The sequence below is a fragment of the Oceanococcus atlanticus genome (assembly GCF_002088235.1).
GTDB classification, from domain to species: Bacteria; Pseudomonadota; Gammaproteobacteria; order Nevskiales; family Oceanococcaceae; genus Oceanococcus; species Oceanococcus atlanticus.
Window position 1 is genome coordinate 1,199,527 of record NZ_AQQV01000001.1, and the last position, 26,818, is coordinate 1,226,344.

The window sequence follows — 26,818 nt, forward strand, 5'->3', positions numbered from 1 at the left end:
GGTATCCTCCGACCAGTTTGAGCACACTGTCAATCTGGCATGCCGACAAACAGCGCTTTGCATCAGGCCTATCTTGCAACCTGCTACCGGGTGACCCCGGATACAGCGTCAGCGCCGCTCGATCTGCACATTGGCCAGCATCACGCCGTGCTGGACGAACACCTGCGCGCCCACGGCTTCGAGCAGGCCGCCTTTGTAACCGCCTGCAACCCGTACAGCGCGGCGCTAAGCGCGCCACACAACCGCCAGCACATGGCGGCGCTGCACGCCGCATTGCGCGCCGAAGGCTGGTCCTTCTGGCCCGGCCTGGGCATTCCCGACAATCCCGGCTGGTCGGCCGAACCCAGTGTCCTGATTCTTGGCATGGACAGACCCACCGCCTGCGTCTGGGGGCGCCGTTATGCCCAGAACGCGATCGTCTATGTACGGCGCGGCCAAGCCCCCGAACTGATCTGGCTTGAAGCACCCGCCCAGCCCTAGGGTCTGCTAACAGACCCTAGTCGAAGGAATCCCGCGACCGCTATCATCAGCGCAGATTTTTCCAGGCTCAGCCATGTCTTCACCCCGCGCCCTGATCACCCCGGACGGAGCCCCGCGCTTCGGCCATTTTTCTGATGCCCTGCACATCAATCTTGGCGATTATCGGCACCGCACCCCGATGGGCCGCCCGGCCGGCCCGCTGGCCCGCTGGATCGGCTACAAACGCTTTCAGTATTTCGGCATCCTCAGCGATCAGGTGCTGGCCGGCTGCGCCCTGGTTCACCTGCGCCATGCCGCCATGGCGTTTGTCTACGTCTACTCACCCGAGCACGGCATGCAGTTCGAAAAGACCTTCCGTCTGCCGCTGGGGCTGGGCTGCCGCCTGTCCGATGATCCCTGCAACGGTGTCAGTCGCCTGCGCAGCGGGCGCACCCGTATCGAGCTCGGCTACAGCGACAACCCTCGGGTCAAGACACTGAGCGTCAAAGTCCCCGGAAAACTGGATATCGAAGCGCAATTCGACGAGACCGCCGGCCAATTCCAGCCCATGTCGCTGTGCACGCGCATTGGCCGCAACGGCTGGGTCTATGCGCACAAGGTCGCGGCGTTGCCGGCCCAAGGACACATCGAATGCCGTGGCCAGCGCTACAATCTGGCCGATGTTCAGGCCTACGCTCACCACGATTTTTCCGCCGGCTACATGCGCCGCGAGACCTTCTGGAACTGGGCCTGCTTCTCCGGCACCTCAACCGCGGGCGAAGCGGTGGGCCTGAACGTGTCCTGCGGCGTCAACGAAACCAGCTATTCGGAGAACTGTTACTGGCGTCAGGGTCGGCTGCAGCATCTGGGCCCTTGCCAGTTCGAATACGACTGGGATGCGCCAAGTGAAAGCGACTGGCGGGTGACCAATCACGACGGCCGTCTGGATATGGTCTTCACCCCGGCCGGGGCCTACACCGAGCGCTTCAACCTCGGTTTTGCGGCGAGCGATTTCAAGCAGATTTTCGGCCATTTCAGCGGCCGCATCGTGGGCGCTGAGGGCGAGCTGATCGAGGTGCTGGCCATGCCCGGTTTCGTCGAAGACCAGTACGCCAAGTGGTAGCGTGATGCCATGCTGCACATCAACGAGCATCTGCAAGTTCCACTGAGCGAGATCGAGCTCAGCCCGATTCGGGCCCAGGGCGCAGGCGGACAGAACGTCAACAAGGTCTCCAGCGCAATACACCTGCGCTTCGATATCGGTGCGTCCTCCCTGCCCGAGCGCACCCGCGAGCGCCTGCTGCAGCAGTCCGACCAGCGCATCAGCAAAGATGGCGTACTGATCATCAAAGCGCAGCAGTTCCGTACCCAGGAACAAAACCGCGAGGATGCCCTGGCCCGTCTGGCCGAATGCATCCGGCGCGCCGATTTCAAGCCCAAGGCACGCAAGGCCACCCGCCCGACGCGCTCATCGCAACGCAAGCGCATGGACAGCAAAACCCAGCGCGGACGGGTCAAACAGCTGCGCGGCCGGATCAGCGAGCGTGACTGAACTGAGCCTGCGCGCGGCCCGGCCCGAGGATCTCGACGCCCTGTGTGCGCTGGAACAACGCTGTTTCTCCAGTGACCGCCTCAGTCGCCGGCGCCTGCGTCACTGGATCGCGGCCAGCAATCGGGAACTGCTGATCGCCCTGCGCGACGGCGTAGCTCTGGGCTACGGTCTGGTGCTGCTGCATCGCGGCACCCGTCTGGCCCGGCTGTACTCGCTGGCCGTGGCACCGGAGGCACGCGGCCTGGGTCTGGGCAAACAGCTGCTCACCACCCTGGAAGCGGCCACCACGCGGCGTGGCCGCCTGTACATGCGTCTGGAGGTGGCTGAGGACAATCAGCAGGCCATCGGCCTGTATCAGTCGCTGGGCTATCAACGCTTTGGCACCTGGAATGATTACTACGAAGATCACCAGAATGCCCTGCGCATGCAGAAGCGCATCCGCTACGTACCGGAAAATCTGCAGGCCAACCGGGTGCCCTGGTACCAGCAAACCACCCCATTCACCTGCGGCCCCGCCGCGGCCATGATGGCCATGGCCAGTCTGCGCCCGACCCAGGAACTCAGTCGTGGCGAAGAGCTGGACCTGTGGCGCGAAGCCACCACCATTTACATGACCGCCGGCCACGGTGGTTGTCACCCGGTGGGCCTGGCCCTGGCCGCGCAGCGGCGCGGTTTCAAAGCCCAGGCGCTGATCAACCGGCAAGGTCCACTGTTCCTCGACGGGGTTCGCAGCAGCGAGAAAAAGGCCCTGATCGAGCTGGTCCACGAGCGCTTCATCGCCAGCGCCCAGGACAACGGCGTGACGGTCCGCTACCAGGATGTCAGCCAGGACGATCTGGCCCGCTGGATCGCCCGTGGAGCGATGATCCTGGTCCTGATCAGCACCTGGCGCCTGGATCGCAAGAAAGCGCCACACTGGGTTGCGATCACCGCGATTGACGAGGAATGCCTGTACATCAACGACCCGGATCCGGGCGATGATCAGAGCGCACTGGATTGTCAGTCGATGCCGATCGCACGCAGCGATTTCGACCGCATGTCACTGTTCGGCCGTGATCGTTTGCGCACCGCAGTGGTGATCGAAAACGCCCGGGCTGATTAGGGGCACGCTGAAGAATCCAGCGCTTTCCTAGCGTCCACGTTTTTCCAGCCGTCGGGCGAATTCGCTCATGATCTGCATGTACAGCTCATCGCCTAAAAACGCATCCTCAACCCCGTGCTCCAGGCTCGGATTGTCGTTGACTTCGATCACGTAGACCTTGCTGCCCTGCTGCTTCAGATCGATGCCATAGAGGCCATCGCCGATGATCTTGGCCGCCTTGAGCGCAGCGGCCAGCACCGCCTTGGGCACCTCGTAGGTCGGCAGAGTTTCAAACCCACCGCTGCCCACGCGGCCCTCGCCATGCTTGTAGATCTGCCAGTGGTTCTTGGCCATGAAATAGCGACAGGCGTACAGCGGCCGGTTGTTGAGCACCCCGATACGCCAGTCGTACTCGGTGAACAAATATTCCTGGGCAATCACCAGTGCCGAGGTGTCGAGCATGCCGCGCAGCACGCTGTCGAGCTGGGCGCGGTTTTCCGCCTTCTTGACCCCAACCGAGAACGAGCCGTTGGGAATCTTGAGCACCAGCGGATAACCGAACTGCTCTTCCAGCGCATCCAGCGCCGCCTCATCAGCCGATGAGACGATGCGCGTGCGCGGCGTGGGCACCCCGTTGTAGCTGAACGCATCCTGCAGAAACACTTTGTTGCAACAGCGCAGGATCGAGGTCGGATCATCGATCACCACCAGGCCTTCGATCTGTGCCTTGCGGGAAAAATGATAGGTGTGGTGCGCAATCTCGGTGGTCTCGCGGATGAACAGCGCGTCAAACTCGCCGAGCCGCGCATAGTCCGCCGGCTGGATGAATTCGGGACGAATACCAACCTTGCGCGCGGCGCGCTCCAGCCGTTTGAGCGCCGCAGCGTCGCTCGGCGGCAAGGCTTCTTCGGGATTGACCAGAATGGCCATGTCCCAGCGGCTGGTCTTGCGCTGCCGCGGACTGCGCCACAAGCTCTGGGTGAACTGCTCCAGCGCGGCGAGAAAGGCGCCATGTTCGTCGGCCTCAAGCTCGGCAAAGGACGACGCGGCGATACTGCTGATCTGCCATTGCTGCTGCCATTGCAGCACGACCTCCAGCACCGGACAGGCAAAGCGCTCGAACAGTCGTCGTGCCAGCGCGCCCAAAGCTGGATTGTCGGTGTGACCGAAATACACCTTGAAGCGCAGTTCGCCCGCCGCTTTCAAAGCCGGTTCCTGGCGCTGCAGATCCTTGAGCAGATCATTGAGCTGCATCAGGTACAGGGCCTCGCTGGCCAGGTCATTGAGTGTGTTGACCGCCGGTATGACCTTGTGGCCGCGCGCTTCCGCCAGCAGCGAGCAGTAATAGCCACGACTCAAGTAACGGTCGGTGGCGCACAGGTTGATGATGCGGGTCTTTTTCTGGCCCTTGACCGGGTGCTCGGCCAGATAGGTGTCGAACGAAATCACGCCCTGGCTTGGAAAGTCCGCCGGCCAGTTGTCCAGCTCATCAAGCACCAGAAAAATGTTCGACATCGCCACCTCGCATTGATCAGACGCGCATCACAGCAGGTTGTGCGATGCGCTGCAATGCTTATTTCATGTCTTGGCCTGCATGCCCCACGCGGTGACCGATCAGGGCTCGGCCGGGGGCTGGGTATCGGCGGCGCACAGCGGATAGGCCGGCCCGTTGCGGAAGCGGATCGGTGCACTGACCGCCGCCACTTCTGGACTTTGCCCATCGCCATCAGCATCGCCCAGATCCAGGATGCGCACGTAACGCCACTGCTCATCGCTGTCGGGCGTCACGTTGAAGCTGAAATTGGCACCATCATGCTCATGCAGCACGACACCGCCCGGCCCGATGACCTGAATGCGCGGCGTAACCAGACCAGACACCTCGACTTCAAAGCTCAGATTGTCTGCCGCCACGCGACTGCCCATGGGCCAGCGCACGTTGTTGCTGCTCAGCGCATCGAACGCAATCCGCACGGTGTTGTAGCCGTGAGCCAGGGCGTAGAAACGGCGCGCCTGCATGGCCGATTTGAGCGCCGCGCGCGAGCGGTCAGGCGCCAGCAGAACAGTCTTGGCCCGGTGCGGCTGAGCCCACATCACTCCATGTTCATCCTCGGCCCCAACCGGACCCAGATGCCAGCCCTGATCCAGCGCGTGGGCGAACCAGCCGCCGTCCGGCGCATCGTGGTCCGCTTCGTAGTAGTCGCTGGATTTGCCGAACATCTCGATTCCGACCATGTGCGCCGCGGCGTCTGGCCGGAATGCCAGATTGTTCCAGGCATAAGCCGGATCACCATCAATGACCACCTCGCACGCGCTGTCCAGCGGACCAAAGTTGTCGCACAGGCTGTGGAAGGCATCCTCGCGCCCGGGATGGTTGAATACCGCCACGGCATCGTTGCCACCGCCCAGGTTGGCCGGCATTCCCAGCCACAACCAGAAATCCTCCATGCTGGCCAGGTAACCACTGCTGGTTTTGGCATTGATGTTGTGCTCGGAGAAATACACGCTGATATGACCGAAACGGTCCGATGTCCACTCATAGCCACGAAATGCGCTGAATTGGTCATCGGAAGCCTCATCGGCCATGCGCTGGGTGGCCTGCCATTTCATCAGCCCGTCCGGTGACAGCTGCAGGCAATCCAGCACTTCCGCCGAGGCACAGCCGGTATCCAGGGTGATCGGCAGCAGCATGTTGTCGGAGTGCTCGGCACCGCCCATGAAATCCAGCCCCTGAGCCTTGCCCGCGGCGTAGTAATCGGCCGGTGTGGTCGCGATCTCACCATCGGAGAAACCGCTGTGCTCATGCAAAGAGCCCAGCAGGTGCATCAGAGCGGGCGGCGTCGCCACATGGCAAGCCGCCTGCGACGGCTCGCCCATCAGTGGCAGATCCGGCAACGGCGGCGCGCTCAGCGGCACGGCCACCGCCAGCAGCGGCACGCGCACATTGTTGGCGTAGGGCTCGCCGATGTTGTGCGGGGTCTGTGTCGGCACGATGTACTGCCACTGGCGTGCGTCGATCTCGGTGCTGGTCAGCGGGGTGAAGGCGTTGTCGCTGTCATGGGTCACAAAGTAGTGAATGCCATGGCTGCCATAGGCGCCCTGACGCTGCTCACAGTCCTGCAGCGTGGCACCGCTGTAATCCAGCGGATAGCCGGCCTGCTGGTCATACGACTGCCGCACCAGACCATTGCTCCATTCGTAGCTTTCCCCCGGATAGGGCCGCGCCACCGGATCATCGCCGGTGCCATCATCCAGGCAGGCATCGTCGCGGTAGTAGGGGACCACCAGCGGATTGGCCAGCGAGGTCAGCCCAACCAGCTCGAAGCTGTAGATCAGCGACCCGGCATCGCCTTTACCCGACACCTGCTCCCAATTGTTAAAGGCCAGCGGCACGTTGAAGCTGGGGTCGGTGACATCGACGAAGAACGGACAGCGGCCATTGCTGGCCGGCGGGACGGAGCCATCGTTGCCGACACACTCAAGCAGCGGAATCGGCGCGTAGCCGTCGACATTGCCCAGGTCATCGTTGCGCCCATCGATCGGCACGCCCTGGGGCCGCAGCATGGTGTAGTAACGCCCCGCGGCAACCCCGGCAGCCGCTTCCTCGGCACTCGGCAGCATCGCCTCACGGTTGTAATCCCAGCTGGTGTACAAACCATCTGGCGGGATCGGGTGCACGCGTACGCGGTAGTGGTAGCTGATGGCGTCGCGATAGAAGGTCTCGGTCTTGGTCACATTGGTGCCGGAATCGGCACCCCAGACCTCGCGGATGCAGCGCACCGGACCGCAACGCTCACCAATCAGGGCGCTGTTAGCCTCCCAGTTGACCTGTTCATCTTCGAAGCCGACCAGAGAGATGACCGAATCCGGCGACTGCTGGAATGCCCGACCCTTCCAGCGGTCGATCAGATCAGGCCGTTGCGCCCACTGCTCGGCCCCCTCGCTGTCAGGGGCGCGCACCCGCAAATCACGCACCATCCAACGACCCGAAGCCTGGAACCGGTAAGTGTCGGTGGTCACGCTCAGGCCGTCACGCGGGAAGCGGTCGCTCGACGGACACACATACATGTTCTCGCCGGAGTCGAAGCTGCATTGCGCCGCATCACCGTGGTACTGCTCCAGCTCGGCCACACACACCGTGCCGGACAGATTGGCCCCGTACGAAGTGTTGCTGGTGCCCAGCTTCTCCGGATCGTCGCCGGCAAACAGGTTGCGATCGATCCACTGATCGGCATCGTCCGCACGCTGGTAGTTGATGTAGCCACTGGCGGCCGAGTAACTTGAACCACCCGGACGCACCACCAGGTACACCGCGCGCACGCTTTGCGGCGCCAGCGGATCGAGCACATTGATCAACTGCACGGCGTGCCAGTCGTCGGGGAAGTCCACCCCGCTGTAGAGATCGCCCGCATCACGCGCCATGAACACGATCTCATCGTCATCATCCAGGCCTTGCACCGGGTCGGGCTTAGCTCCTTGGCCTGCCGGATACTGCCGGGTGCAGCTGCCGTCGACCATCATCCAGCTTTCCACCCCGTGGGTGTGGCTGTCATCGCCGTTGTCCCACACATAGGTGTTCTCCGGATCGGTGCCGGAATAGGTCGAGAAACCGGAATTGGCATTGGCCAGGAAATAAGGCGCGCGCTCATCGACCTGCAACGGGATTTCGACAAACTCGCCGCTGTCAGCATCGAAACGGAACGCGGCCAGATTCTCGACTGCCACATGGCCCTGCGCGCCGAGGCTGCCAGCCAGGGGATAAAGCATCTCGCCATTGTGCGCATCACGCACCTGACCACGACCGACCGGGTCCAGCAGTATGCCGCTGTACAGTGCTCCGGACGGATACGGATAGGCCACGCCGAAGGCCGCGGGCACCGACCAACCGGCCAGCTTGGAGCCGGTCAGCACCACTGGCGCGGCGTCACGCGCTGTGCCCAGCAGCTGCAGCACCACCTCGTCCAGCTCGCCGCCCAGCCCCAAACCGGTTTCCCCGGGGCGCGCGGGATCAAAGCCTTCGGCCAGATCAGACAGGTTTTCGACCAGATTGCCTACCGCCGTCGTGGTGTGCTCCGCCACGCCCTCAGGATTGCTGTCCAGCAAGGCGGTGAGCAGCGGGCTGATGTCGGCGCTGGTGGCCGCCAGCAGGCCGAGCAAACCGCTGCCATAGTCCGGCGCAGCGCCAGACACCTGCTGCGGCGCCACCGTGACACGCACCGTGTCGGTATCGCTGGCCGCATCATCATCGCTAACGCTGAGCTCGAACAGCAGATCTGTAACCACGGACACATCGGGCGCGGTGAAACTGGCCTGCAGTTGATCGGCATCATTCAGGACAACCTGCGGCGCGCCATTGTCGAGCTGTGCCCACAACACGCTGCTGATCGTGCCGTCGGGGTCGCTGCTGGCGCTGCCATCCAGCACCACGCCAGCGCCGCTTTGCACCTGCTGATCCGCACCGGCATCGGCGGCCGGCGGCAAGTTGGCGGTCTGCGCCGGTGACACGGCCACCGTGGTGGTGTCACTGGTTTCGGCGTTGTCACTGTCACGTACGGTCAGCTCAAACACCAGGTCGGTGGTCTGATCGACCTGCGGCGCCACGAAGCTGGCCTGCGCCTGATCGGCATTGCTGAGCGTGACCGCCGGGCCACTCAGCTGGGCCCAAAAAAAGCTCACGCTGCCTTCGTTGTCCGAACCGCTGCCCGTCAGATCAACGTTATCGCCACTGGACACTGACTGGGCGGCCCCGGCATCGGCCAGCGGCGGCTGGTTGGGTGCCGGCGTCGGACTGTTCGACGGAGTGGCTGTCGGTGTCGCCGTAGGGCTGGGTGTCGCGCTTGGCGACGGACTGACGCCCGGCGTGGGGCTGGCGCTGCTGGTCGGCGCCGGACTTGGCGAAGCGCTGGTCTGCGGCGTTGCCGTTGGGGTTGGGCTGCCTTCCGGCAGGATCGTGATACGCACGTCGCTACGGTCGAAAGCACCATCGTCATCGGTGACCGTTAAGCGCAGCGTCACCTGTGTCTGCATGGAAACGCTGGGCGCAATGAACGTCGGTGAAGCCTGTTGCGCATCACTGAACTGAACCGCCGGCCCGTCCAGCTGCTGCCAACGGAAACTGATCTGCCCATCGCTGTCACTGCCCAGCCCGGTGAGGCTGACGTCCCAGCCGGAAACGACGGTGGAGGGTGCCTGTGCAGCCGCCATCGGCGCCTGATTGGCCGCACCATGAAGCCGGATGTGATCAACAGTGGCGCCAAGATGGGCTCGGGTGGCCGCCATCGACACCAGTTGCGGGCAGCGCTCGGTGCCGCTGGCCTGAAGAAATGCTTCAAGCTGCGGGTCGTTGGCGAACGCCGCAGCGGCCTGATCAAACACCAGACTGCGTTGCTGCCCGGCTTCCCTCACCGGCGCAAGCAGCTGGATGCCGTTAGCCGGCTCGCAATCCGCATCCAGCGTGAGCAACAACCTGGCAATATTGAAAACCGCATCCGGGGCGTCGGACAGACCATTCGCAGCGCGAAGATCCAACGGAGTGACATAGGCTGCAGGGATCAGTTGGCCGAGTTGAATGTCACCAATGGCGAAGCTCACTGGCTCATCGCCGAGGTAGCTGAAATGCCCCGCTGGGTCGGTCAGCCCCTGCCCACCCAAGCCGCTATAGGCCAGCCCCTGAACGGCGCTGTCGTGGAACTGCCCCACCTGGTTGGCGACTTGCCCGCCTCCGACGTCATCGCTGGAACAGCCCAGCACAAAAAAGCTGGCGCACAGCGCGGCCACACCTAACGGCGATCTGATCATTTTGGTCTCCTACACCCCCGGCTCCGGATATCGTTGTGAATTTGACGGAGCGGCTGTGCAGGATTTTAGTCATAGAGGACTGGATCCACAGTCGTAATTTCTGGCTAGGACTCCACGTAAGCCAGTGGCAGCTCGGTGTTATCAATCACCCGCCGCAACACGAAACTGGAATGCACCCCGCTGACCCCGGGAATACGGGTCAACCGGTTAAGCAGAAACTCCTGATAGGTGTCCATGTCCGGCACCACCACCTTGAGCTGGTAGTCGGCCTCCTGACCGGTGATCAGATAGCACTCCTGCACCTCCGGATAAGCCGCCACCTGCTCCTCGAAACTGGCGAATCGTTCCGGGGTGTGCCGATCCATGCCGATCAGCACGATCACGGTCAGCGACAAACCCAGCTTTCTGTGATCAAGCAGGGTCACGCGACGCCGGATCACACCGGCATCCTCCAGGGCCCGCACCCGGCGCGAGCACGGCGAGGCGGACAGCCCGACACGCTCGGCCAACTGCTGGTTGGTCAGCCCCCCGTCGCGTTGCAACTCATCGAGTATGCGCTGATCCAGACGATCAAGACTGACTTGCTTTGCGGCCATAAAGACGATTTATACCAATGTTCGGTTTATTTTTAGCGATTCATGCCAATTTGACATGAACAAAGGCCTAAAAAGCAAACCTATTGCGTCGCTTCGGGCGTACAATTTGTCCCATCGGCAGACCACCTGACCGGACCAAAACCCACACCGCAGTCGCGCGAAGAGAACACTTATGGCTTTTGATCACAGCAAATACCGTCCGTTCGCCCCTATCCGCAAGACCGACCGGCGCTGGCCGGATCGCGTCATCGAGAGCGCGCCGACCTGGTGCGCGGTGGACCTTCGCGACGGCAACCAGGCGCTGATCAAACCCATGAACGTGCAGCAGAAACAGCGCCTGTTCGATCTGCTGGTCAAGATCGGCGTCAAGGAAATCGAAATCGGCTTTCCGGCCGCCAGCCAGCCAGATTTCGATTTCTGCCGCAAGCTGATCGAGGAAGAGCGGGTTCCGGAGGATGTCACCATCCAGGTCCTGACCCAGGCCCGCCCGGAGCTGATCGCGCGCAGTTTTGAAGCCCTGAAAGGCGCGCGCCGCGCCATCGTGCATGTGTACAACTCCACCTCCACGGTGCAGCGCGAGCAGGTCTTCGGCATGGACCGTGAAGGCATCAAGGGCATCGCTGTGCGCGGGGCCGAGATCGTCAAACAGCATGCCGAGCAAAATCCGCAAACCGACTGGACCTTCCAGTATTCGCCGGAAAGTTTCACCGGCACCGAACTGGATTACGCCGTTGAGGTCATCGACGCGGTGACCGGCGTGTGGCGCCCGGATCAAGGCCAGCGGGTCATCATCAACCTGCCGGCCACGGTCGAAATGGCCCCCCCCAATGTGTATGCCGATCAGATCGAGACCATCTGCGACAGCATCCGCTGGCGCGAGCACGTCGAGATCAGCCTGCACACCCACAATGACCGCGGTTGCGGCGTGGCTGCAGCCGAACTGGGCGTGATGGCCGGCGCCGACCGGGTCGAAGGCACCCTGCTGGGCAACGGCGAGCGCACCGGCAACATGGATCTGGTGACCGCCGCGATGAACCTGTACTCGCAGGGCGTCGACCCTCGGCTGGATTTGTCCGGCATGCGCGAGATCATCGAAACGGTTGAAGCCTGCACCGAAATCAGCACCCACCCGCGCCACGCATACGCGGGCGAGCTGGTCTTCACCGCCTTCTCCGGCAGCCATCAGGACGCCATTCGCAAATGTCTGACGCAACGCAAGGACGGCGATGTGTGGAATGTGGCCTATCTGCCCATCGATCCGGCGGATCTGGGACGCCGCTACGAAGAAGTGGTGCGCATCAACAGTCAGTCCGGTAAGGGCGGCGTGGCCCATGTGCTGGAGCGTGATTACCGCATCAGCCTGCCGCGCTGGTTGCAGATCGAGTTTGCCCAAGTGGTTCAGCGCGAAGCCGAAAACACCGGTGGCGAGATCGATTCACGCAGCATCCATCAGCTGTTCGAGCGCGACTATCTGAACATCGCGGCGGGCTGGGAGCTGCACGGCTACGACCTGCACCGCGGCGATGATGGTGTCGAAGCCGCCCTGAGCTTTGGCGAGATCAGCCTGCGCGGGCACGGGCACGGCGTGGTCGAAGCCGTGGTCGCCGCGCTGCAGCAGCACTGCGCGGCCGAAATCGCGGTCGAAGCCTACGACGAGTTTGCCCTGGGTGAAGGCACCGCAGCCAACGCACTGGCCTGCATCCGCGTGCTGATCAACGGCGCGCCATTCAGCGCCGCCGCGCTGGCCGAAGACACCACATCGGCAACCCTGCAGGCTTTGCTCAGCGCGGTTGCACGCGCTGGCGTGACCAGCCACAACGCTGCACCCGCCGCCGCCACGGCTTAAGCCCGCAGCGTGGCCTGCACAACTGCGCAGGCCACGCGCATCGCTCGGGCTCACTCTGCGCCCAGAGCGAAATTGCTGCACAGCAACATAACGCGTAGAATCAGCATCCGCGCGCTTGTCCGATCCGCCTCGTTCAGCGGTTCTAATCCCCACGACACAGCGCACCTGACCCCCGATGTTCTGCCGAGTGCGGCGCTCGCCTGCCCGCTCCCGGCTGCCTGCTGTGCAAATCAACATGATGCAAACCCTCCGCCAGGACTGGCTTTCCAATATCCGCAACGATGTGCTGGCCGGCCTGGTCGTGGCGCTGGCCCTGATCCCGGAAGCCATTGCCTTCTCGATCATCGCCGGGGTCGACCCCAAGGTCGGCCTCTACGCCTCGTTCTGCATTGCCGTGGTCATCGCCTTCACCGGCGGCCGCCCGGGCATGATCTCGGCCGCTACCGGGGCCATGGCACTGGTCATGGTTGGCCTGGTCAAGGAACACGGGCTGCAATACCTGCTCGCCGCCACCCTGCTCACCGGGGTACTGCAGATCATCGCCGGCTGGGCCAGGCTGGGTGTGCTCATGCGCTTTGTCTCGCGCTCGGTGGTGACCGGCTTCGTCAACGCCCTGGCCATACTGATCTTCGCCGCACAGCTGCCGGAACTGATCAACGTGACTTGGCATGTCTACGCCATGACCGCAGCCGGGCTGGCCATCATCTACACCCTGCCGCGTTTTACCCGGGCGGTGCCTTCACCGTTGGTGACCATCATCGTGCTGACGGCGGTGTCGATGGCCGCCGGCCTGGACATCCGCACGGTCGGCGACATGGGCGAGTTGCCCGACAGCCTGCCGGTGTTCCTGCTGCCCCAGGTGCCGTTCAATTTCGAAACCCTGATGATCATCCTGCCCTACTCCATCACCCTGATGGTGGTCGGGCTATTGGAGTCGCTGATGACCGCGACCATCGTCGATGACCTGACCGACACCAAAAGCAACAAGAACCGCGAGTGCGTGGGTCAGGGCGTGGCCAACATCGCCAGCGGCCTGATCGGCGGCATGGCCGGCTGCGCGATGATCGGCCAGTCCGTGATCAACGTGAAATCAGGTGGCCGCGGCCGCCTGTCGACCCTGTGCGCCGGGGTGTTCCTGCTCATCATGGTGGTGTTCCTGGGCGAATGGGTCAGCCAGATTCCGATGGCCGCGCTGGTTGCGGTGATGATCATGGTCTCGATCGGCACCTTCAACTGGCAGTCCATACGTAATCTGCGCGAGCACCCGCCCAGTTCCAGCGTGGTGATGATCGCCACCGTGGTGGTCACCGTGGCCACCCACGATCTGGCCAAGGGCGTGCTCAGCGGGGTGCTGCTGTCCGGCTTCTTCTTCGCCCATAAGGTCGCCCGTATCCTCAGCGTGCGCTCACAGATTGCCGACGAGGGGCGCAGCCGTCGCTATCAGGTTTTCGGCCAGGTGTTCTTTGCCAGCGCCGATCGCTTCATCAATGCCTTCGATTACGATGAGGTGATCGACAAGGTTCACATCGATGTCAGCCGTGCGCACTTCTGGGACATCACCGCGGTCAGTGCGCTCGACAAGGTGGTGATGAAGTTTCGCCGCGAAGGGACAGAAGTCGACGTCAGCGGCCTCAACGAGGCCAGTGTGACCCTGGTCGACAAATTTGCTGTCCATGACAAGGACGATGCCGAAGACCTGCTGCTGGGGCACTGATCGATGATGAACACGCACGACAAAGTCATGGCCTGCGTCGACCAGTCGCATTTCGCCGACCACGTGGCCGACTACGCCGCATGGGCCGCGCAGCGCCTGGATGCGGCGCTGGAGTTGCTGCACATCATCGAGCGCCACGCCGAGATCGCCACCCAGGCCGATCACTCCGGCGCCATCGGCATCGACGCCCAGGAAATGCTGCTGGACGAGCTGTCGCACCAGGACGAGACACGCAGCAAAGCGGCCCGCGAGCGCGGCCGAGTGTTTCTCAATCGCCTGCGCGAACGCGCGCTGGCGGCCGGTGTGGACAATGTCGACATGCGTCAGCGCCAGGGCTCATTGCACGACACCCTGCGCGAACAGCAGGCCGATGTGAGCTTGTTCGTGCTCGGCCGACGCGGTGCCTCCGCCGAACACACCCAGCGCGACCTTGGTCGCAACGTGGAAAGCGTGGTGCGCAACCTCAACCAGCCGATCCTCACCGTGACCGAGGATTTTCGCCCGCCACGCTCGGCCCTGATCGCCTTCGATGGCGGGCGCATGAGCCGCCGCGGGGTGCAGCTGGTTGCCCGCAGCACGCTGTTCAAAGGCATGACCGTGCATCTGCTGATGTCCGGCAAACCCCGCAATGAAGGACAGAAGCTGCTCGATGCCGCCCACGCCACGCTGCGTGAGGCCGGCTTTGACGGCAGCGCAGAGATGATTGCCGGCGATCCCGAAACCGTGATCGCGCGCCAGGTTCAGCATCACGCCATCGACATGCTGGTGATGGGCGCCTACAGCCACTCACCCATTCGCAGCCTGCTGGTCGGCAGCCGCACCACCGACCTGCTACGTGCGGCCAAGATTCCCGCGCTGCTGTTGCGCTGAGCTCAGTCCTCCGGGTCGTAACCCAGATACGGCGCCAGCCACTTCTCAGCGGTCTCCAGCGTCATGCCGGTGCGCTCGGCGTAGTCGGCCACCTGATCCTTGCCCAGTCGCCCGGTCACGAAATACTGTGATTCCGGGTGCGAGAAGTACCAGCCGGACACGGCCGCAGCAGGCCACATGGCGTAGCTTTCGGTGAGTTTGATCGCCGCGTTGGCCTCAACGTCCAGCATGCTCCAGAGCTTGCCCTTCTCGGTATGTTCCGGGCACGCCGGATAGCCGGGCGCAGGACGAATACCGCGGTATTTTTCCGCGATCAGGGCGTCGTTCTCGAGCGCTTCATCGACCGCATAACCCCAGTATTCGCGACGCACTTTCTGGTGCATCAATTCGGCAAAGGCTTCGGCCAGTCGATCGGCCAGCGCTTCCAGCAGAATCGCGCGGTAGTCGTCGTGATCGTCCTTGAAGGCCTGCACCTTTTCGGCCACGCCGATACCCGCGGTCACGGCAAAGGCGCCGATATAGTCGGGGTGGGCATGGCCGGCCGGCGCGATGTAGTCGGCCAGGCTGCGATTGGGCACGCCGGCACGGTGCACCGACTGCTGACGCAGCATGCTCAGCACGGTGCTGCGCCCATCACCCAGGTCGACTTCGATGTCGTCACTGCCAACACGCTGGGCCGGGAACAGGCCGATCACCGCATTGGCCTGAATCCACTTTTCGGCGATCAGGGTGTCCAGCATCGCATTGGCTTCGTCAAACAGCTTGCGCGCTTCGGGGCCGGTTGTGGGGTTGTTGAGTATGTCCGGATATTTGCCCTTCATCTCCCAGGAAATGAAGAACGGGGTCCAGTCGATGTAGGCGCGAATTTCGCTGAGATCGAAATCCTCGAACACACTCAAGCCAAGCTTCTTCGGCACCGGCGGGACATAGCCCTGCCACTCGATCGGCGAGGCATTGGCCCGCGCCTCACTCAGCGCCAGCAACTTTTCCCGCCCGCGCTTGTTGGCATGACGCTCACGAATGCCGTCGTACTCGGTCTTGACCCCGGCCATGAACTCGGCCTTGCCGCCGGACAGCAGTTTTGAGGCCACCGTTACCGAGCGCGAGGCGTCTTTCACCCACACCACTTCGTTGTCGTAGGCGCCGTCGATCTTGACCGCCGTGTGTGCGCGCGAGGTGGTGGCGCCACCAATCATCAGCGGGATCTCAAAACCTTCGCGCTGCATTTCACTGGCGACGAACACCATCTCGTCCAGCGAGGGTGTAATCAGGCCGGACAAGCCGATGATGTCGACCTTTTCCTTACGCGCGGTTTCCAGAATTTTGGCCGCGGGCACCATCACACCCATGTCGATGACATCGTAGTTGTTGCACTGAAGGACCACGCCAACGATGTTCTTGCCGATGTCATGGACGTCGCCCTTGACCGTGGCCATCAGGATCTTGCCCTTGGCCTCGGCATTGTCGCTTTTCTCGGCCTCGATGAACGGGATCAGATGAGCCACAGCCTTTTTCATCACCCGCGCTGATTTCACCACCTGGGGCAGGAACATCTTGCCGGCGCCGAACAGATCGCCAACCACGTTCATGCCGTCCATCAACGGCCCTTCGATCACCTCGATCGGACGCCCGCCGGCCGCGGCAATCTCCAGGCGCAGCTCTTCGGCATCGTCTTCGGCGTAATCTGCGATCCCCTTGACCAGAGCGTAGGTGATGCGTTCACGCACCGGCTTTTCACGCCATTCCAGGGTCACCGCTTCGGCTTTGTCACCCGAGCCGCGGTATTTTTCCGCCACTTCAAGCAAGCGCTCGGTGGCGTCTTCGCGACGATTCAACACCACATCTTCGACCCGCTCACGCAGGTCGGCATCCAGATCATCGTAAACCGCGAGCTGACCGGCATTCACAATGCCCATGTCCATGCCAGCTGCGATGGCGTGAAACAGAAACACCGAGTGAATCGCCTCGCGCACGGGCTCGTTGCCGCGGAAGCTGAAAGACACATTGGAAACCCCACCGGAGATGTGCACACCGGGACAGGTTTCACGGATGCGCCGCGCCGCATTGATGAAATCCACCGCGTAGTTGTTGTGCTCTTCGATCCCGGTGGCGATGGCAAAAATATTGGGGTCGAAGATGATGTCCTCGGCCGCCATGCCCACCACCTCGGTGAGCAGTTTGAAGCTGCGCTGGCAAATTTCGACCTTGCGCGCCTCGGTGTCGGCCTGGCCGGTCTCGTCGAAGGCCATGACCACCACTGCCGCGCCATAACGGCGAATTTTGCGCGCTTGCTCCAGAAATTGGGCTTCGCCTTCCTTGAGCGAGATCGAGTTGACCACACCCTTGCCCTGTATGCATTGCAAGCCAGCTTCGATCACCTCCCACTTGGAGGAATCGATCATGATCGGCACCCGGGCAATGTCGGGCTCGGCTGCGATCAGATTGAGGAAACGCACCATCGCCGCCTTGGAATCGAGCATGCCCTCATCCATGTTGACGTCGATGATCTGAGCACCGCTCTCGACCTGCTGACGCGCCACCTCCAAGGCGGTGTCGTAATCACCGTCCTTGATCAGATTGCGAAAGCGCGCGGAGCCGGTGACGTTGGTGCGTTCACCGATGTTGACGAATTGCGCTGTACTCATGGTTTATGCCGATGCTAGGTTGAACGGTTCGAGGCCGGACAAGCGCATCACGCCATCCGCTTGACGTGGCGCACGCGGCGCCAGGCCTTCCACCACCCGGGCAATCTCTGCGATGTGCTCGGGCGTGGTCCCGCAACACCCACCCACAACATTGAGCAAGCCGGATTCGGCCCATTCACGAATGTGTACCGCCATGTCTTCCGGACCCAGATCATATTCGCCAAATTCGTTGGGCAAGCCGGCATTGGGGTGAGCGCTGACGGCACACTCGGCGATGCGGGACAACTCCGCCACGTACTGTCTCAGCAAGTCCGGGCCGAGCGCGCAGTTCAGCCCGAAAGTCAGCGGCCGGCTGTGGCGCAAGGAGTTGTAGAACGCCTCTGTCGTCTGACCGGACAAAGTCCGGCCCGAGGCATCCGTAATCGTGCCGGAAATCATCACCGGCAGCGCCTCACGCCCCTCGAAGAATTGATCAATCGCAAACAACGCAGCCTTGGCGTTGAGGGTGTCAAAAATGGTTTCGACCAGAATCAGGTCAGAGCCACCGTCTTCCAACCCACGCAGGGCTTCCAGATACGATTCGACCAACTCATCGAAAGTAACATTGCGAAAACTGGGGTCATTGACGTCGGGCGAAATCGACGCGGTCCGGTTGGTTGGGCCCAGAACACCTGCCACCCAGCGCGGCTTGTCTGCTGTGGCCACCTCTTCGCAGGCGGCACGGGCCAGCTCCGCCGACACCTTGTTGAGTTCGTAGACCAGCGACTCCATTCCGTAGTCTGCTTGCGCAATGGAGGTCGAATTGAAGGTGTTGGTTTCCACGATATCGGCACCCGCTTGCAAATAGCGCACATGGATATCGCGAATAATCTCGGGCTGGGACAGGGACAGCAGGTCATTATTGCCCTTCACATCCTGGCCCCAATCGGCAAAGCGTTCGCCGCGATAAGCGGCCTCGTCCAGCTTGTGGGCCTGAATCTGGGTCCCCATGCCACCGTCGAGCACGAGGATGCGCTGCCCCAGCGCGCGAGTGATCTCAGCCGTTGAACTCATCGTATATCTATTTATCCGGATAGAGGGATATATTAGCCCAGCAAGGCCTCAGACGCTATTATCCTGCCGCTTTCACCCAAAACACACGATGAGATTTCATGGCTAACAAGATTTGGCGCTGTCTGGTCTGCGACTTTGAATACAACGAAGCCGAGGGCATGCCCGACGAAGGCATTGAACCCGGAACAGCCTGGGAAGACGTTCCCGACGATTGGACCTGCCCTGATTGCGGCGCGCCGAAATCCGATTTTGAAATGGTCGAAGTCGGCTAGACAGGACCACACTTGTCGGGCCGGTCAGTGCCGTGGTTATACTCCAAGGCACTGACCGATCGGACAATTCCCACATGGCGCGCAAGCCCGCCAACGAACAAGGCGACACACTCGAACGCATCCGCGAGCAAGCTTTTCTGATGTTTGGGCGCTACGGGTTTGACGGCGTGTCCATGCTCAAGGTGGCTGAAGCCTCCGGCATCACCAAAGCCGCGCTGTACTGGCACTTCGACAGTAAAGAAGCCTTGTATCTGGATTGCCAGCGCATGCTGCACCAGATCTTCAACCAGCATGTGATCGGCAGCATGCAGCGCGCGACCGACACCGGCGACCAGCTGTGTCAGATGTTTTACGGCGTGGTGAACTTGCTGCGTGATACACGCATTCGCAACGGCGTTGCGGGCTACTGGCTGGGCTCAGGCAGCCTCAATACCAACGCTGCGATTCAGGCCCACCGACGCTTTGATCAGGCCTCGATTCAGGCCATCGAGCACATCATGCAGCGCGCCCTGGACGAAGGCGTTATGAGTTCTGACATCCCGGCCCACGACATGGCGCGCACCGCTGTCGCCGTATGGGAAGGCATAGTGCTGCCCCTGCGGGTGGAGCCGTTCGAAGTGGTTGAGCGGCTGATGCTGACCTTGGGCAAGACCTATTTCCGGGCGCATGGCGCACACCATCTGGCCGATCGGCTGTGCCCTCAAACCGACTGACAAATCGCGTCACCCCATTGACGTTTTGTTGACGCTCCAGCGGATTTAATCAAGGCTCAAATGTTCAGCGAGCCTCGTTATGCGCCACATCCTGATTGGGACAATTGCCGCTTTGCTCAGCCTCAGTGCGCAAGCGCGGCCAACCGCTGACGCGGCCGATATCTCACGCTACGATTTCATGATCCGCGCGGCCTGGCCGCACGTGGATTTGCGCCCCGACCAGCGTCAATGGCTGGCCACCCGTTCGGCCATAGCCTTGAAGCAATGTCAGAGCGCCGGCCGCACGCAAACCCATTGCCGCATGCAGGTGCGTGAAGGCTTGCGTGAAGCGCTGGGCTCCGAGCCCATCGCGGCAGGCCTGGCGTCGCGCAGCCACTGAGCGTGGCCCGGATCATGCAATCGGTAAAAAGCGCGCCACATCGGCGCCGCGCCCCGATCTAAATCCACCACGCCGCAGGGGATACGCCATGGCCATACATGCGCTGGTCGTTGATGACGACCCCGTCACCCGGGGGCTGGTCGCCGAGCAACTGATCTCATTGCAGGTCAGCACCGTGCGAACCGTGGAGTCAGGGCGTGCCGCACTCGACGTGCTGCGCCAGCATCCGCAAATCAACCTTCTGGTCACGGATCTGCGCATGCCCGATCTCGACGGCATCGCATTGATTGCAGCGCTCGACAAATACCGCAATCGCGTGCGCGTCATCATCATGAGCGCCCTGGGCGACAAGATCATGCAGGCCGCATCACGTATTGGTGTTGGCCACGATCTGTCCGTGCTAGGGGTACTGCGCAAACCGGTTAGCCGTCGCGTGCTCAGCCAGATGCTGGATCAGTTTCGGCAACTGCCCAACCTGGCGCCGCCCACGACACATAAAGCCCAGGCCGCGGTCAGAGTCGAGGACATCCGCGAGGCGCTCGCCCAAGGCGGTCATCACATCGTGGTTCAGCCTGAAGTGCGTGCCCGCGACATGACCCTGGTTGCTGTTGAAGTTCTGAGCCGCTGGAGTCACCCGAATCTTTCAGGTCGCTCACCCGCCGACGCCATCATCGCGGCTGAAAAAGCCGGCATCATCGGCGAGCTGAACGAGAATTTGATCACTGAAGTCGGGCGCGCCTGGCACCAGTGGGCACCCCACAAGCTGTCACCACGTCTGAGCATCAATGTGTCTGCGGTCACGATGTCCGACACCGGCTTTCCCGAGTGGTTATCACGCGCGATTTCCGCCCATCACATCAGCCCGCGTGATGTCATCCTGGAGCTCACCGAAACTGCGGTTCCTGCTCCGGGGACATCCAATCTTGAGGTGGCCTGCCGCCTTGGCCTGCTTGGCTTTGACCTTTCCGTGGACGACTTCGGAACGGGTTTTGCGAACTTGCAGCAGCTGCAGGACACACCTTTTCGCTGGCTCAAGATCGATCAGGCTTTTGTCCGCCAGATCGAGCGCTCGGAAGACGCTCAGGCCATCGTCAAATCAAGCATTCGCATGGCGCATGATCTGGGTCTGAAGACAGTCGGCGAAGGTGTGGAAACCCCACGCCAATGCCAACTCCTTAGAGACATGGGTTGCGACGTTCTGCAAGGCTACTTCATCGCCAAACCGATGCTCCCTGATGCGCTGCCGGCCTGGCACGCGCAGTTTCGCAAGCACAGCCGCAGTATCGCCGCCTGAACTAGGCCGCAGCCTGGCGACGCGCCAGCTCGGACAACTCCACTAGCAAACCGTCGAACAGCGCGCTGACCGTCTGCATACGCGCACGCCGCCATTGAGACGGCATCTCGGGCGCGCGCTCCAGCGCTTCAAGCGCATGCCCCAAACGGCTACCCCCGAGTGACCGCGCCGAGCCCTTGAGTCGATGAATCACCTCGTGCAGGTCGTCCCACTGCGCCTTTTTCATGGCGTCTTCGCACCGCGCAAGCAGCGGACGATTCACCTCGTCAAAAGCCTCCACGAAACGCGCAAGCCCGGAAAATTGCGGCCCCATCACATCCTCAAGCAGGTCCACATCCAGATGCTCAAACGCCCGCTCAGAGGGTTCGGCGGCGCTCTCCAGCGCATCCGGCGGCGGCGAGCCCAGGCTGCTCAGGAACGCATGCAGCGCATTCAAGGTCAGTGGCTTGACCAATTTGCAGCTGATCTGAAGGCGCTGCAGATCACGCAGATCCTTTTCGCTTGCGCTGGCTGTTAGCACGGCCACCGGCAAGTCCGGATCATTGCCATAGATCCCGCTGCGAACCGCCCGGGTAAAGGCGTATCCGTCCATATTCGGCATGTGAAGATCGGTGATCACCACATCGAAATGTGCGCGCTGCAATTGAGCCAGAGCCGCCACGCCATCCACCGCCGCACAAACGTGACAACCCAGCTGCTCCAGCTGGCGGCAAATGAGGTCGCGGTTGATCGGCTGATCTTCGACCACCAGTACATGCAGCCCCAAACGCGCCCGGTCGGCTTGCGGTGACACCGGCGCAGTGGTTTGGCTTGCCACAATGTCGGCGGCGAGACGATGCGGGTGTATCGGACGCTGCAGGCGGCGCTCAATGCCCGATGCGACATTGCGGATGAGCAAGAGAACATCTTCCTGAGCCTGATCGCGCCAAGGCCTCAGAAGTACCGAAGGCCGTGTATCGCAGATCTCGGCATCGCGATCCGGCGGCTGCAGAACGGCCCCTTCGGCGAGCAGGTGATCAATCACGCAAAGGCGTTCATTGCCCTCAAGCTCAACCGCGACAACCCAACCATTCAAACGCCCGCCCGAAGGCGCGGTCTCCGTCAGGCACTCAACCGGCACCGTGAGGCGGAAGGTGGCGCCACAACCCGGCGCCGAATCCAGACTCAGATGCCCGCCCATCAGCTCGGCAAGCCCTAAAGAAATGGGCAGCCCCAATCCGGTACCCCCGAATCGTCGCGTGGTCGAGGCATCAGCCTGGACAAAACGCTGGAATATGCGCTGCTGGCTGTCCTCGGCGATGCCTGGGCCGGTGTCTGAGACATCAAAGCAACAATGCAGTTGTCCACGGATCACACAGCGGCGCAATCGGATCGCCACATCGCCTTGGGCGGTGAACTTGATCGCGTTAGAAATCAAGTTGAGCAGAATCTGCCGCAGCTTTCCCCGATCCGCTTTCACCTGCGATGGCAGATCAACGGCCGGTAACACTTTCAGCGCAAGCCCCTTGGCCCGCGCACTGCCTGCGCAGGTTTCCGCCACCTGCTCAAGCAGTTCACAGGGGTCGAACGCTTCTTCATTCAGGCTCATCGCATCAGCCTCGATTTTCGAGTAATCGAGAACATCGTTGATGATGCCCATAAGATGATTGGTCGATTCCAGAATCATCCGCGTCATGCGCCGCTGGTCCTCACTAAGGTCCGTGCGCTGAAGAATCTCGGTCAAACCGATAATGCCGCTCATCGGCGTGCGGATCTCATGACTCATGGTGGCCAGGAATCGCGACTTGGCCTCACTCGCCGCCTCGACACCGTGCAGCTTGTGCAGCTCATCGCTGAGCCACAGCAAAGCATCACGCAGGGTATCGACCTCGTCACGCAAACGGCTTTCCGGAAAGGCGTTCATCAACTGTTTGCGGGTGTTGTGCTGATCCTCGGCGGACATCGCGGGCAGCAAGCGGATCAACACACGCAAGCGACGCAAACTACCTGACAGCAGCCAGACAATCAGGCCCAGGACCACTCCCATCAACACAAGCTGGGCAAACAGATTGAACACCGCCTGCCCGCGCGCCACGCCAAAACTGGCGCTCAGATCCTGGAGCAACACCGCAACCGGCGCATTGGCGCCGAGCGAAACCCCAGCAAGATCGACCACCTGATAGGCCCAGCTGCCATGCAGATGCGGCTCAGCGACATCACGTGGCGTATGCCAGGCGGCCCGCAGCAAGCGCGCCTCGCTCACCTCGCGCCGCGAGCTTGCAACCGCACGATAGCTGCGCTGCTCGTCACCCCGCAAAAGTGCCAGATCCGCACCTGTCAGGGTTGCGTAGGTATGCACCAGATCGGCCACCGGCGCGGCCAGCAACAGCAACAGCTGGCGCCCGCGTGCGGTCGCCACAGGCGCAGCCACCAGGTACTCGCAGCTGTCGAAACAATGCAGGGCACCTTGCGGCCGGAGCGCCCTGCGGGCACGCGCCAACAACTGCTGATGCGCATCATCGGCCAGCGCCGACGGCGCATCGCCCGGCAGCCAGTCGAGCAAGAATTCGCCATGAATGTCGTACAGGCGCAGCCAGTTCAGCCGCGCAAACAGATCAGGAGAGCGGTTAAGCGAGTCGATCCAGGCATCCTCACCATCCAGGCTGAGATTGACGACGAGGTTAGAGCCGGTTTGTGCCAGTTCATCACGAAACTGAACCAGCAGTTCCTCCAGCACACGCGCGTCACTGGCCAATTCAACCTGGGCGCTATCCAGTGTTCGCTCGGCCCAGCCGGACCATGAGCGATAAACCATGCCGCCGGCAACCAGGAGCACGACACCCAGAGTCGGGATGACCAGCTTCCAGACCAGGCTGATCTTCATATGGTCCGCTGCGCGTCCGGGCACAGGGTCCTACGTATGCGGACCATCAGAATTGGTAGGCGATCATCAGCAACCCCATAGTCCAGTAGCGCTCCAGCTCACGCCCGACGTTGTCCTGGGCACGCACGTTGCCGGTACCGTCGACATAATGGAATTCGGCAAAAACACCCCAGCTTGAACTGGGCGCCCACTGCATCCCCAGCACGTGGCTGCGACTGAAACGGGTGTGGCGCGGCGCCCCTGAAAGGTGCTGAGCCCGATACCCTTGGCGATCATTGCGATCGAGAAAATTCAGGTCGTAACGCGCATAGCCAGACCAGCGCAGATCAAACTGACGACGGTACTGGACATAGGCAGCGTCGGCTTTGCTCTTTGAGCGATTGCCCGCGCTCACCATGCTGGTGTCAGTCAAGCGATACTCGGCGGTCAAACTTCCGCTCGACCACAGACGTTGCAGCGACAGCACCCACAGATCGGCATCCAGCTGCGTAACGGGCGTGGTCACGGCGTAAGGGCGCAGGCGCAATACCCCGCCGAAGTAACTCAGACCGGTTCTCAAGGTGCCACCGGACCATTCGCCAATCCACTGCGCCATCAGCAAGTGATCGATGTTGACATCACCCCCCAGCGTGGTGCCTGCGGCGCGCTCGAACTCCTCCGTTGCGTCGCGCTCGCGACCCCAACCGAGCACCAGATGCGAAAGCACCGGACCCGATTCCCAATGCGAATATGCCTGGGCACCTTCGGAGGCGAACAGCAGATCGCGAATACCGGTGTCTTCCAGATACACCGACGGGAGCAAAATACCCGGACGTGAAAACACGATATCGCGGCTGTCGTTGTAGAACCCCACGGGATTTTTAAGCTTGCCAACGCGCAACCCGGCACTGCCAGCCAGACTGCGCCAGAACTGATAATCCAACTGCAAGTAGTCCAGGCGCATACGGCCGTCATCGCTGGTGCCGTAGTCACGCGCCATCAACTGGCCGGCAACCAGGATTTCCGGGCTCAGGCTGGTCCGCGCATTGATGGCCACTTCAAATACGTTGCTGGTGCCCAAGGTATTGCCGCTGAGATAGTTGTTTCCCGTGCTCTTGATGTAACCCGTAGCTATAGCGCCGTGAACATCAAGCTCTGGTTGTGCGTGCGCCAGCACGGACGACATGGTCGACGACAGCGTGAGCGCACAAAGCGCTTTGATCCTGATGTTCATGATGAGCTCCTTGCTGACAACTCACGCGGCGCGATCGGCATGTAGCCAATCGCACCCTCCGTGCGCTCAACTCTGCGCTGCATTTCTTCGACGCTGTCCACGCGGACGGGAAGCAAGCCCGTGCCGGTGTAGCTGGTCCGGTTCCATGATTTACGCAGTACGTAGGGATAAGTCGACAACTGCTCCTGGCAAAACCGCACATGCAGCGGGTCGCTGTCATCCAGCACAAACACACGTATCGGCTGGCCATCCGGCCAGGTCCGCACGCGCAGGGAAAACACCGCGCGTAGAAAGCTACGCGTGAGGTATTGGGGGTCAATGTCGGCATGGGTGTAGACCGAAACGCCAACCGGCTCGGCGTGCAGCTCCGTTGCACAGACCAAGGCCAACCCGGCCAGACTTGCCAGCACGGTGCGACGCGTGTGCAGCACATCACGTCGACAGTTCCGCTTTTGGGCAGTTGACTCGGTCACCCTGTTGGCACCCTGGAAGAATTGCAGAGCATCAGTTGAACAGGGCAAGCGTCAACAATTTGTCATTGCCCAACGTCGATCCGCACGCTGCACGCTAGAATCTCCCTTTCCTTGGTCAATTCACCTCACTGAGCCATGCCCAAAGCTGCTGAACTCAAGTCCGGAATGGTCGTCGACATCGATGGCAAGCCCTACATCGTGCGGCAGGTACAAGCCCACAATCCGACCGCGCGAGGCGCCAGCACCCTGTACAAAGTGCGCTTGAACCATGCGCAAAGTGGCCAAAAACTGGACCAAACCTTCAAGGGCGACGACATGCTGACCGACGTTGATTTTCGTCGTCGGCAGGTCCAATACCTGTATCAGGACGCCGACGGCTACACCTTCATGGATGTGGCCGACTACAGCCAGTTCACACTGGGTGCCGAACAGCTGGAGAATGTCACCCCCTTTCTGATCGACAACGCAGAGGGTTACACCGCACTGATCGTGGAAGAGGTTTGTGTTGGTGTTGAGCCACCAGGCACAGTCGAGCTCACGGTCACCCAGACCGCACCGGCCATCAAGGGCGCCAGTCAGAGTGCGCGCTCGAAGACCGCCGTATTGGAATCGGGCCTGGAAATCCAGGTGCCTGAATACCTCGCCGAAGGCGAAGTGGTGAAGGTCAATACGCTGACCCGGGAATTCATCTCCCGGGCCTGAGCCGAATCAATCCTGCTCGAACAGGATTTCGCCGAACAACCACAGCGCCGGCACGCCCATCCAGGCCACAGCGCCGAGCGTGACACCAAGCCAGCCTCCAACAGAAACCGCCGCAGCTGTGCCCGCCGCCCAGCCAATCAAACTGACGGTAAACGGTGCGCCCCAAGCTTGACGCGCCGGTGCCGGTGCCGCGTGAGAAATAAAGTTTTGGTCTTGTACGGTATGCATCGCAGGACCCTCGCAGTGCTTTGGCCACACCATCCTCTAACGCGAGTGAAAAAAGTGTCAAAACTTGATG

General features: G+C 61.9%; 19 protein-coding genes and 1 pseudogene. 12 read left to right on the plus strand and 8 right to left on the minus strand.

The genetic code is table 11. From position 1 onward, the window contains the following. The first annotated feature begins 39 nt into the window (after positions 1-39). The 4 genes from ATO7_RS05640 (at position 40) to ATO7_RS05655 (ending at position 3,113) form a co-directional block, all read left to right on the plus strand. Entirely contained in the window at positions 40-480 is a 441-nt protein-coding gene (locus ATO7_RS05640; RefSeq protein WP_083561021.1) for a DUF3293 domain-containing protein, read from the plus strand. Between the two features lie 73 nt (positions 481-553). Further along, on the plus strand, positions 554-1,582 hold the full coding sequence (locus ATO7_RS05645; RefSeq protein WP_083560340.1) for a DUF2804 domain-containing protein: 1,029 nt from the start codon (positions 554-556) through the stop codon (positions 1,580-1,582). 9 nt (positions 1,583-1,591) lie between these two features. Further along, positions 1,592-2,011 (plus strand): alternative ribosome rescue aminoacyl-tRNA hydrolase ArfB, encoded by a 420-nt coding sequence (arfB, locus tag ATO7_RS05650; RefSeq protein ID WP_083560343.1) that lies wholly within the window; start codon positions 1,592-1,594, stop codon positions 2,009-2,011. Then, positions 2,004-3,113, plus strand: a complete 1,110-nt coding sequence (locus ATO7_RS05655) for a GNAT family N-acetyltransferase/peptidase C39 family protein (protein ID WP_083560345.1) — start codon at positions 2,004-2,006, stop codon at positions 3,111-3,113. Before arfB ends, ATO7_RS05655 begins: the two co-directional genes overlap by 8 nt. A 27-nt stretch (positions 3,114-3,140) precedes the next feature. Here the strand turns inward: ATO7_RS05655 and ATO7_RS05660 are convergent, their stop codons facing one another. From ATO7_RS05660 to ATO7_RS05680, 3 genes are all read right to left on the minus strand, one after another. Next, on the minus strand, positions 3,141-4,607 hold the full coding sequence (locus tag ATO7_RS05660; RefSeq protein WP_083560348.1) for a RimK family protein: 1,467 nt from the start codon (positions 4,605-4,607) through the stop codon (positions 3,141-3,143). Positions 4,608-4,706: 99 nt separating this feature from the next. Next, positions 4,707-9,887 (minus strand): PKD domain-containing protein, encoded by a 5,181-nt coding sequence (locus ATO7_RS05665; RefSeq protein WP_146680161.1) that lies wholly within the window; start codon positions 9,885-9,887, stop codon positions 4,707-4,709. 104 nt (positions 9,888-9,991) lie between these two features. Then, positions 9,992-10,483: an Lrp/AsnC family transcriptional regulator gene (locus tag ATO7_RS05680; protein WP_083560356.1), complete on the minus strand. Its 492-nt coding sequence runs from the start codon at positions 10,481-10,483 to the stop codon at positions 9,992-9,994. Positions 10,484-10,655: 172 nt separating this feature from the next. Here ATO7_RS05680 and ATO7_RS05685 point away from each other — a divergent pair, with 172 nt between their 5' ends. The 3 genes from ATO7_RS05685 to ATO7_RS05695 all read left to right on the plus strand — a co-directional run bounded on the left by ATO7_RS05685 (position 10,656) and on the right by ATO7_RS05695 (position 14,913). Continuing rightward, the gene (locus ATO7_RS05685; RefSeq protein ID WP_083560358.1) at positions 10,656-12,329 is read left to right on the plus strand and encodes a 2-isopropylmalate synthase; all 1,674 of its coding nucleotides are present in this window, start codon (positions 10,656-10,658) and stop codon (positions 12,327-12,329) included. A gap of 235 nt (positions 12,330-12,564) precedes the next feature. Further along, positions 12,565-14,043, plus strand: coding sequence for a SulP family inorganic anion transporter (locus ATO7_RS05690; protein ID WP_169712859.1), 1,479 nt, complete (start codon positions 12,565-12,567; stop codon positions 14,041-14,043). A 3-nt stretch (positions 14,044-14,046) separates the two neighbouring features. Beyond that, positions 14,047-14,913, plus strand: a complete 867-nt coding sequence (locus ATO7_RS05695) for a universal stress protein (protein ID WP_330395394.1) — start codon at positions 14,047-14,049, stop codon at positions 14,911-14,913. Between the two features lie 2 nt (positions 14,914-14,915). On the opposite strand, the pseudogene metH reads toward ATO7_RS05695, so the two are convergent. Further along, positions 14,916-18,611: pseudogene (gene metH / locus ATO7_RS05700) on the minus strand (methionine synthase). A gap of 98 nt (positions 18,612-18,709) precedes the next feature. Here metH and ATO7_RS05705 point away from each other — a divergent pair. From ATO7_RS05705 to ATO7_RS05720, 4 genes are all read left to right on the plus strand, one after another. Beyond that, on the plus strand, positions 18,710-18,883 hold the full coding sequence (locus ATO7_RS05705; protein ID WP_083560362.1) for a rubredoxin: 174 nt from the start codon (positions 18,710-18,712) through the stop codon (positions 18,881-18,883). 74 nt (positions 18,884-18,957) lie between these two features. Next, entirely contained in the window at positions 18,958-19,596 is a 639-nt protein-coding gene (locus ATO7_RS05710) for a TetR/AcrR family transcriptional regulator (RefSeq protein WP_083560364.1), read from the plus strand. Positions 19,597-19,675: 79 nt separating this feature from the next. Then, positions 19,676-19,975 carry a hypothetical protein gene (locus ATO7_RS05715; protein ID WP_083560366.1) on the plus strand — a complete coding sequence of 100 codons (300 nt, stop codon included), beginning with the start codon at positions 19,676-19,678 and terminating at the stop codon, positions 19,973-19,975. A gap of 88 nt (positions 19,976-20,063) precedes the next feature. Then, a complete protein-coding gene (locus tag ATO7_RS05720) occupies positions 20,064-21,269 on the plus strand; it encodes an EAL domain-containing response regulator (protein ID WP_083560368.1) in 1,206 nt (401 codons plus the stop codon). Position 21,270: 1 nt separating this feature from the next. On the opposite strand, the gene ATO7_RS05725 is transcribed toward ATO7_RS05720, so the two are convergent. The 3 genes from ATO7_RS05725 to ATO7_RS05735 are packed head-to-tail and all read right to left on the minus strand — an operon-like array spanning position 21,271 to position 25,776. Continuing rightward, positions 21,271-24,132, minus strand: coding sequence for an ATP-binding protein (locus ATO7_RS05725; protein WP_083560370.1), 2,862 nt, complete (start codon positions 24,130-24,132; stop codon positions 21,271-21,273). Between the two features lie 46 nt (positions 24,133-24,178). Beyond that, the gene (locus ATO7_RS05730) at positions 24,179-25,345 is read right to left on the minus strand and encodes a hypothetical protein (RefSeq protein ID WP_083560372.1); all 1,167 of its coding nucleotides are present in this window, start codon (positions 25,343-25,345) and stop codon (positions 24,179-24,181) included. After that, positions 25,342-25,776 carry a hypothetical protein gene (locus ATO7_RS05735; RefSeq protein WP_206044800.1) on the minus strand — a complete coding sequence of 145 codons (435 nt, stop codon included), beginning with the start codon at positions 25,774-25,776 and terminating at the stop codon, positions 25,342-25,344. The genes ATO7_RS05730 and ATO7_RS05735 overlap by 4 nt, the downstream gene beginning before the upstream one ends. A 177-nt stretch (positions 25,777-25,953) precedes the next feature. Here ATO7_RS05735 and efpL point away from each other — a divergent pair, with 177 nt between their 5' ends. Beyond that, positions 25,954-26,520, plus strand: coding sequence for an elongation factor P-like protein EfpL (efpL, locus tag ATO7_RS05740; protein WP_083560374.1), 567 nt, complete (start codon positions 25,954-25,956; stop codon positions 26,518-26,520). Between the two features lie 6 nt (positions 26,521-26,526). Here efpL and ATO7_RS05745 read toward each other — a convergent pair whose 3' ends face one another. Beyond that, the gene (locus tag ATO7_RS05745) at positions 26,527-26,748 is read right to left on the minus strand and encodes a hypothetical protein (RefSeq protein ID WP_146680162.1); all 222 of its coding nucleotides are present in this window, start codon (positions 26,746-26,748) and stop codon (positions 26,527-26,529) included. Between the last annotated feature and the right edge of the window lie 70 nt (positions 26,749-26,818).

Excerpts from the sequence above, each read along its gene's own strand:
- ATO7_RS05640 (WP_083561021.1), top strand. The coding sequence starts at position 40 with ATGCCGACAAACAGCGCTTTGCATCAGGCCTATCTTGCAACCTGCTAC.
- ATO7_RS05645 (WP_083560340.1), top strand. The coding sequence starts at position 554 with ATGTCTTCACCCCGCGCCCTGATCACCCCGGACGGAGCCCCGCGCTTC.
- arfB (WP_083560343.1), top strand. The coding sequence starts at position 1,592 with ATGCTGCACATCAACGAGCATCTGCAAGTTCCACTGAGCGAGATCGAG.
- ATO7_RS05660 (WP_083560348.1), bottom strand. The coding sequence starts at position 4,607 with ATGTCGAACATTTTTCTGGTGCTTGATGAGCTGGACAACTGGCCGGCG.
- ATO7_RS05665 (WP_146680161.1), bottom strand. The coding sequence starts at position 9,887 with ATGATCAGATCGCCGTTAGGTGTGGCCGCGCTGTGCGCCAGCTTTTTT.
- ATO7_RS05680 (WP_083560356.1), bottom strand. The coding sequence starts at position 10,483 with ATGGCCGCAAAGCAAGTCAGTCTTGATCGTCTGGATCAGCGCATACTC.
- ATO7_RS05685 (WP_083560358.1), top strand. The coding sequence starts at position 10,656 with ATGGCTTTTGATCACAGCAAATACCGTCCGTTCGCCCCTATCCGCAAG.
- ATO7_RS05690 (WP_169712859.1), top strand. The coding sequence starts at position 12,565 with ATGATGCAAACCCTCCGCCAGGACTGGCTTTCCAATATCCGCAACGAT.
- ATO7_RS05695 (WP_330395394.1), top strand. The coding sequence starts at position 14,047 with ATGATGAACACGCACGACAAAGTCATGGCCTGCGTCGACCAGTCGCAT.
- ATO7_RS05705 (WP_083560362.1), top strand. The coding sequence starts at position 18,710 with ATGGCTAACAAGATTTGGCGCTGTCTGGTCTGCGACTTTGAATACAAC.
- ATO7_RS05710 (WP_083560364.1), top strand. The coding sequence starts at position 18,958 with ATGGCGCGCAAGCCCGCCAACGAACAAGGCGACACACTCGAACGCATC.
- ATO7_RS05715 (WP_083560366.1), top strand. The coding sequence starts at position 19,676 with ATGCGCCACATCCTGATTGGGACAATTGCCGCTTTGCTCAGCCTCAGT.
- ATO7_RS05720 (WP_083560368.1), top strand. The coding sequence starts at position 20,064 with ATGGCCATACATGCGCTGGTCGTTGATGACGACCCCGTCACCCGGGGG.
- ATO7_RS05725 (WP_083560370.1), bottom strand. The coding sequence starts at position 24,132 with ATGAAGATCAGCCTGGTCTGGAAGCTGGTCATCCCGACTCTGGGTGTC.
- ATO7_RS05730 (WP_083560372.1), bottom strand. The coding sequence starts at position 25,345 with ATGAACATCAGGATCAAAGCGCTTTGTGCGCTCACGCTGTCGTCGACC.
- efpL (WP_083560374.1), top strand. The coding sequence starts at position 25,954 with ATGCCCAAAGCTGCTGAACTCAAGTCCGGAATGGTCGTCGACATCGAT.
- ATO7_RS05745 (WP_146680162.1), bottom strand. The coding sequence starts at position 26,748 with ATGCATACCGTACAAGACCAAAACTTTATTTCTCACGCGGCACCGGCA.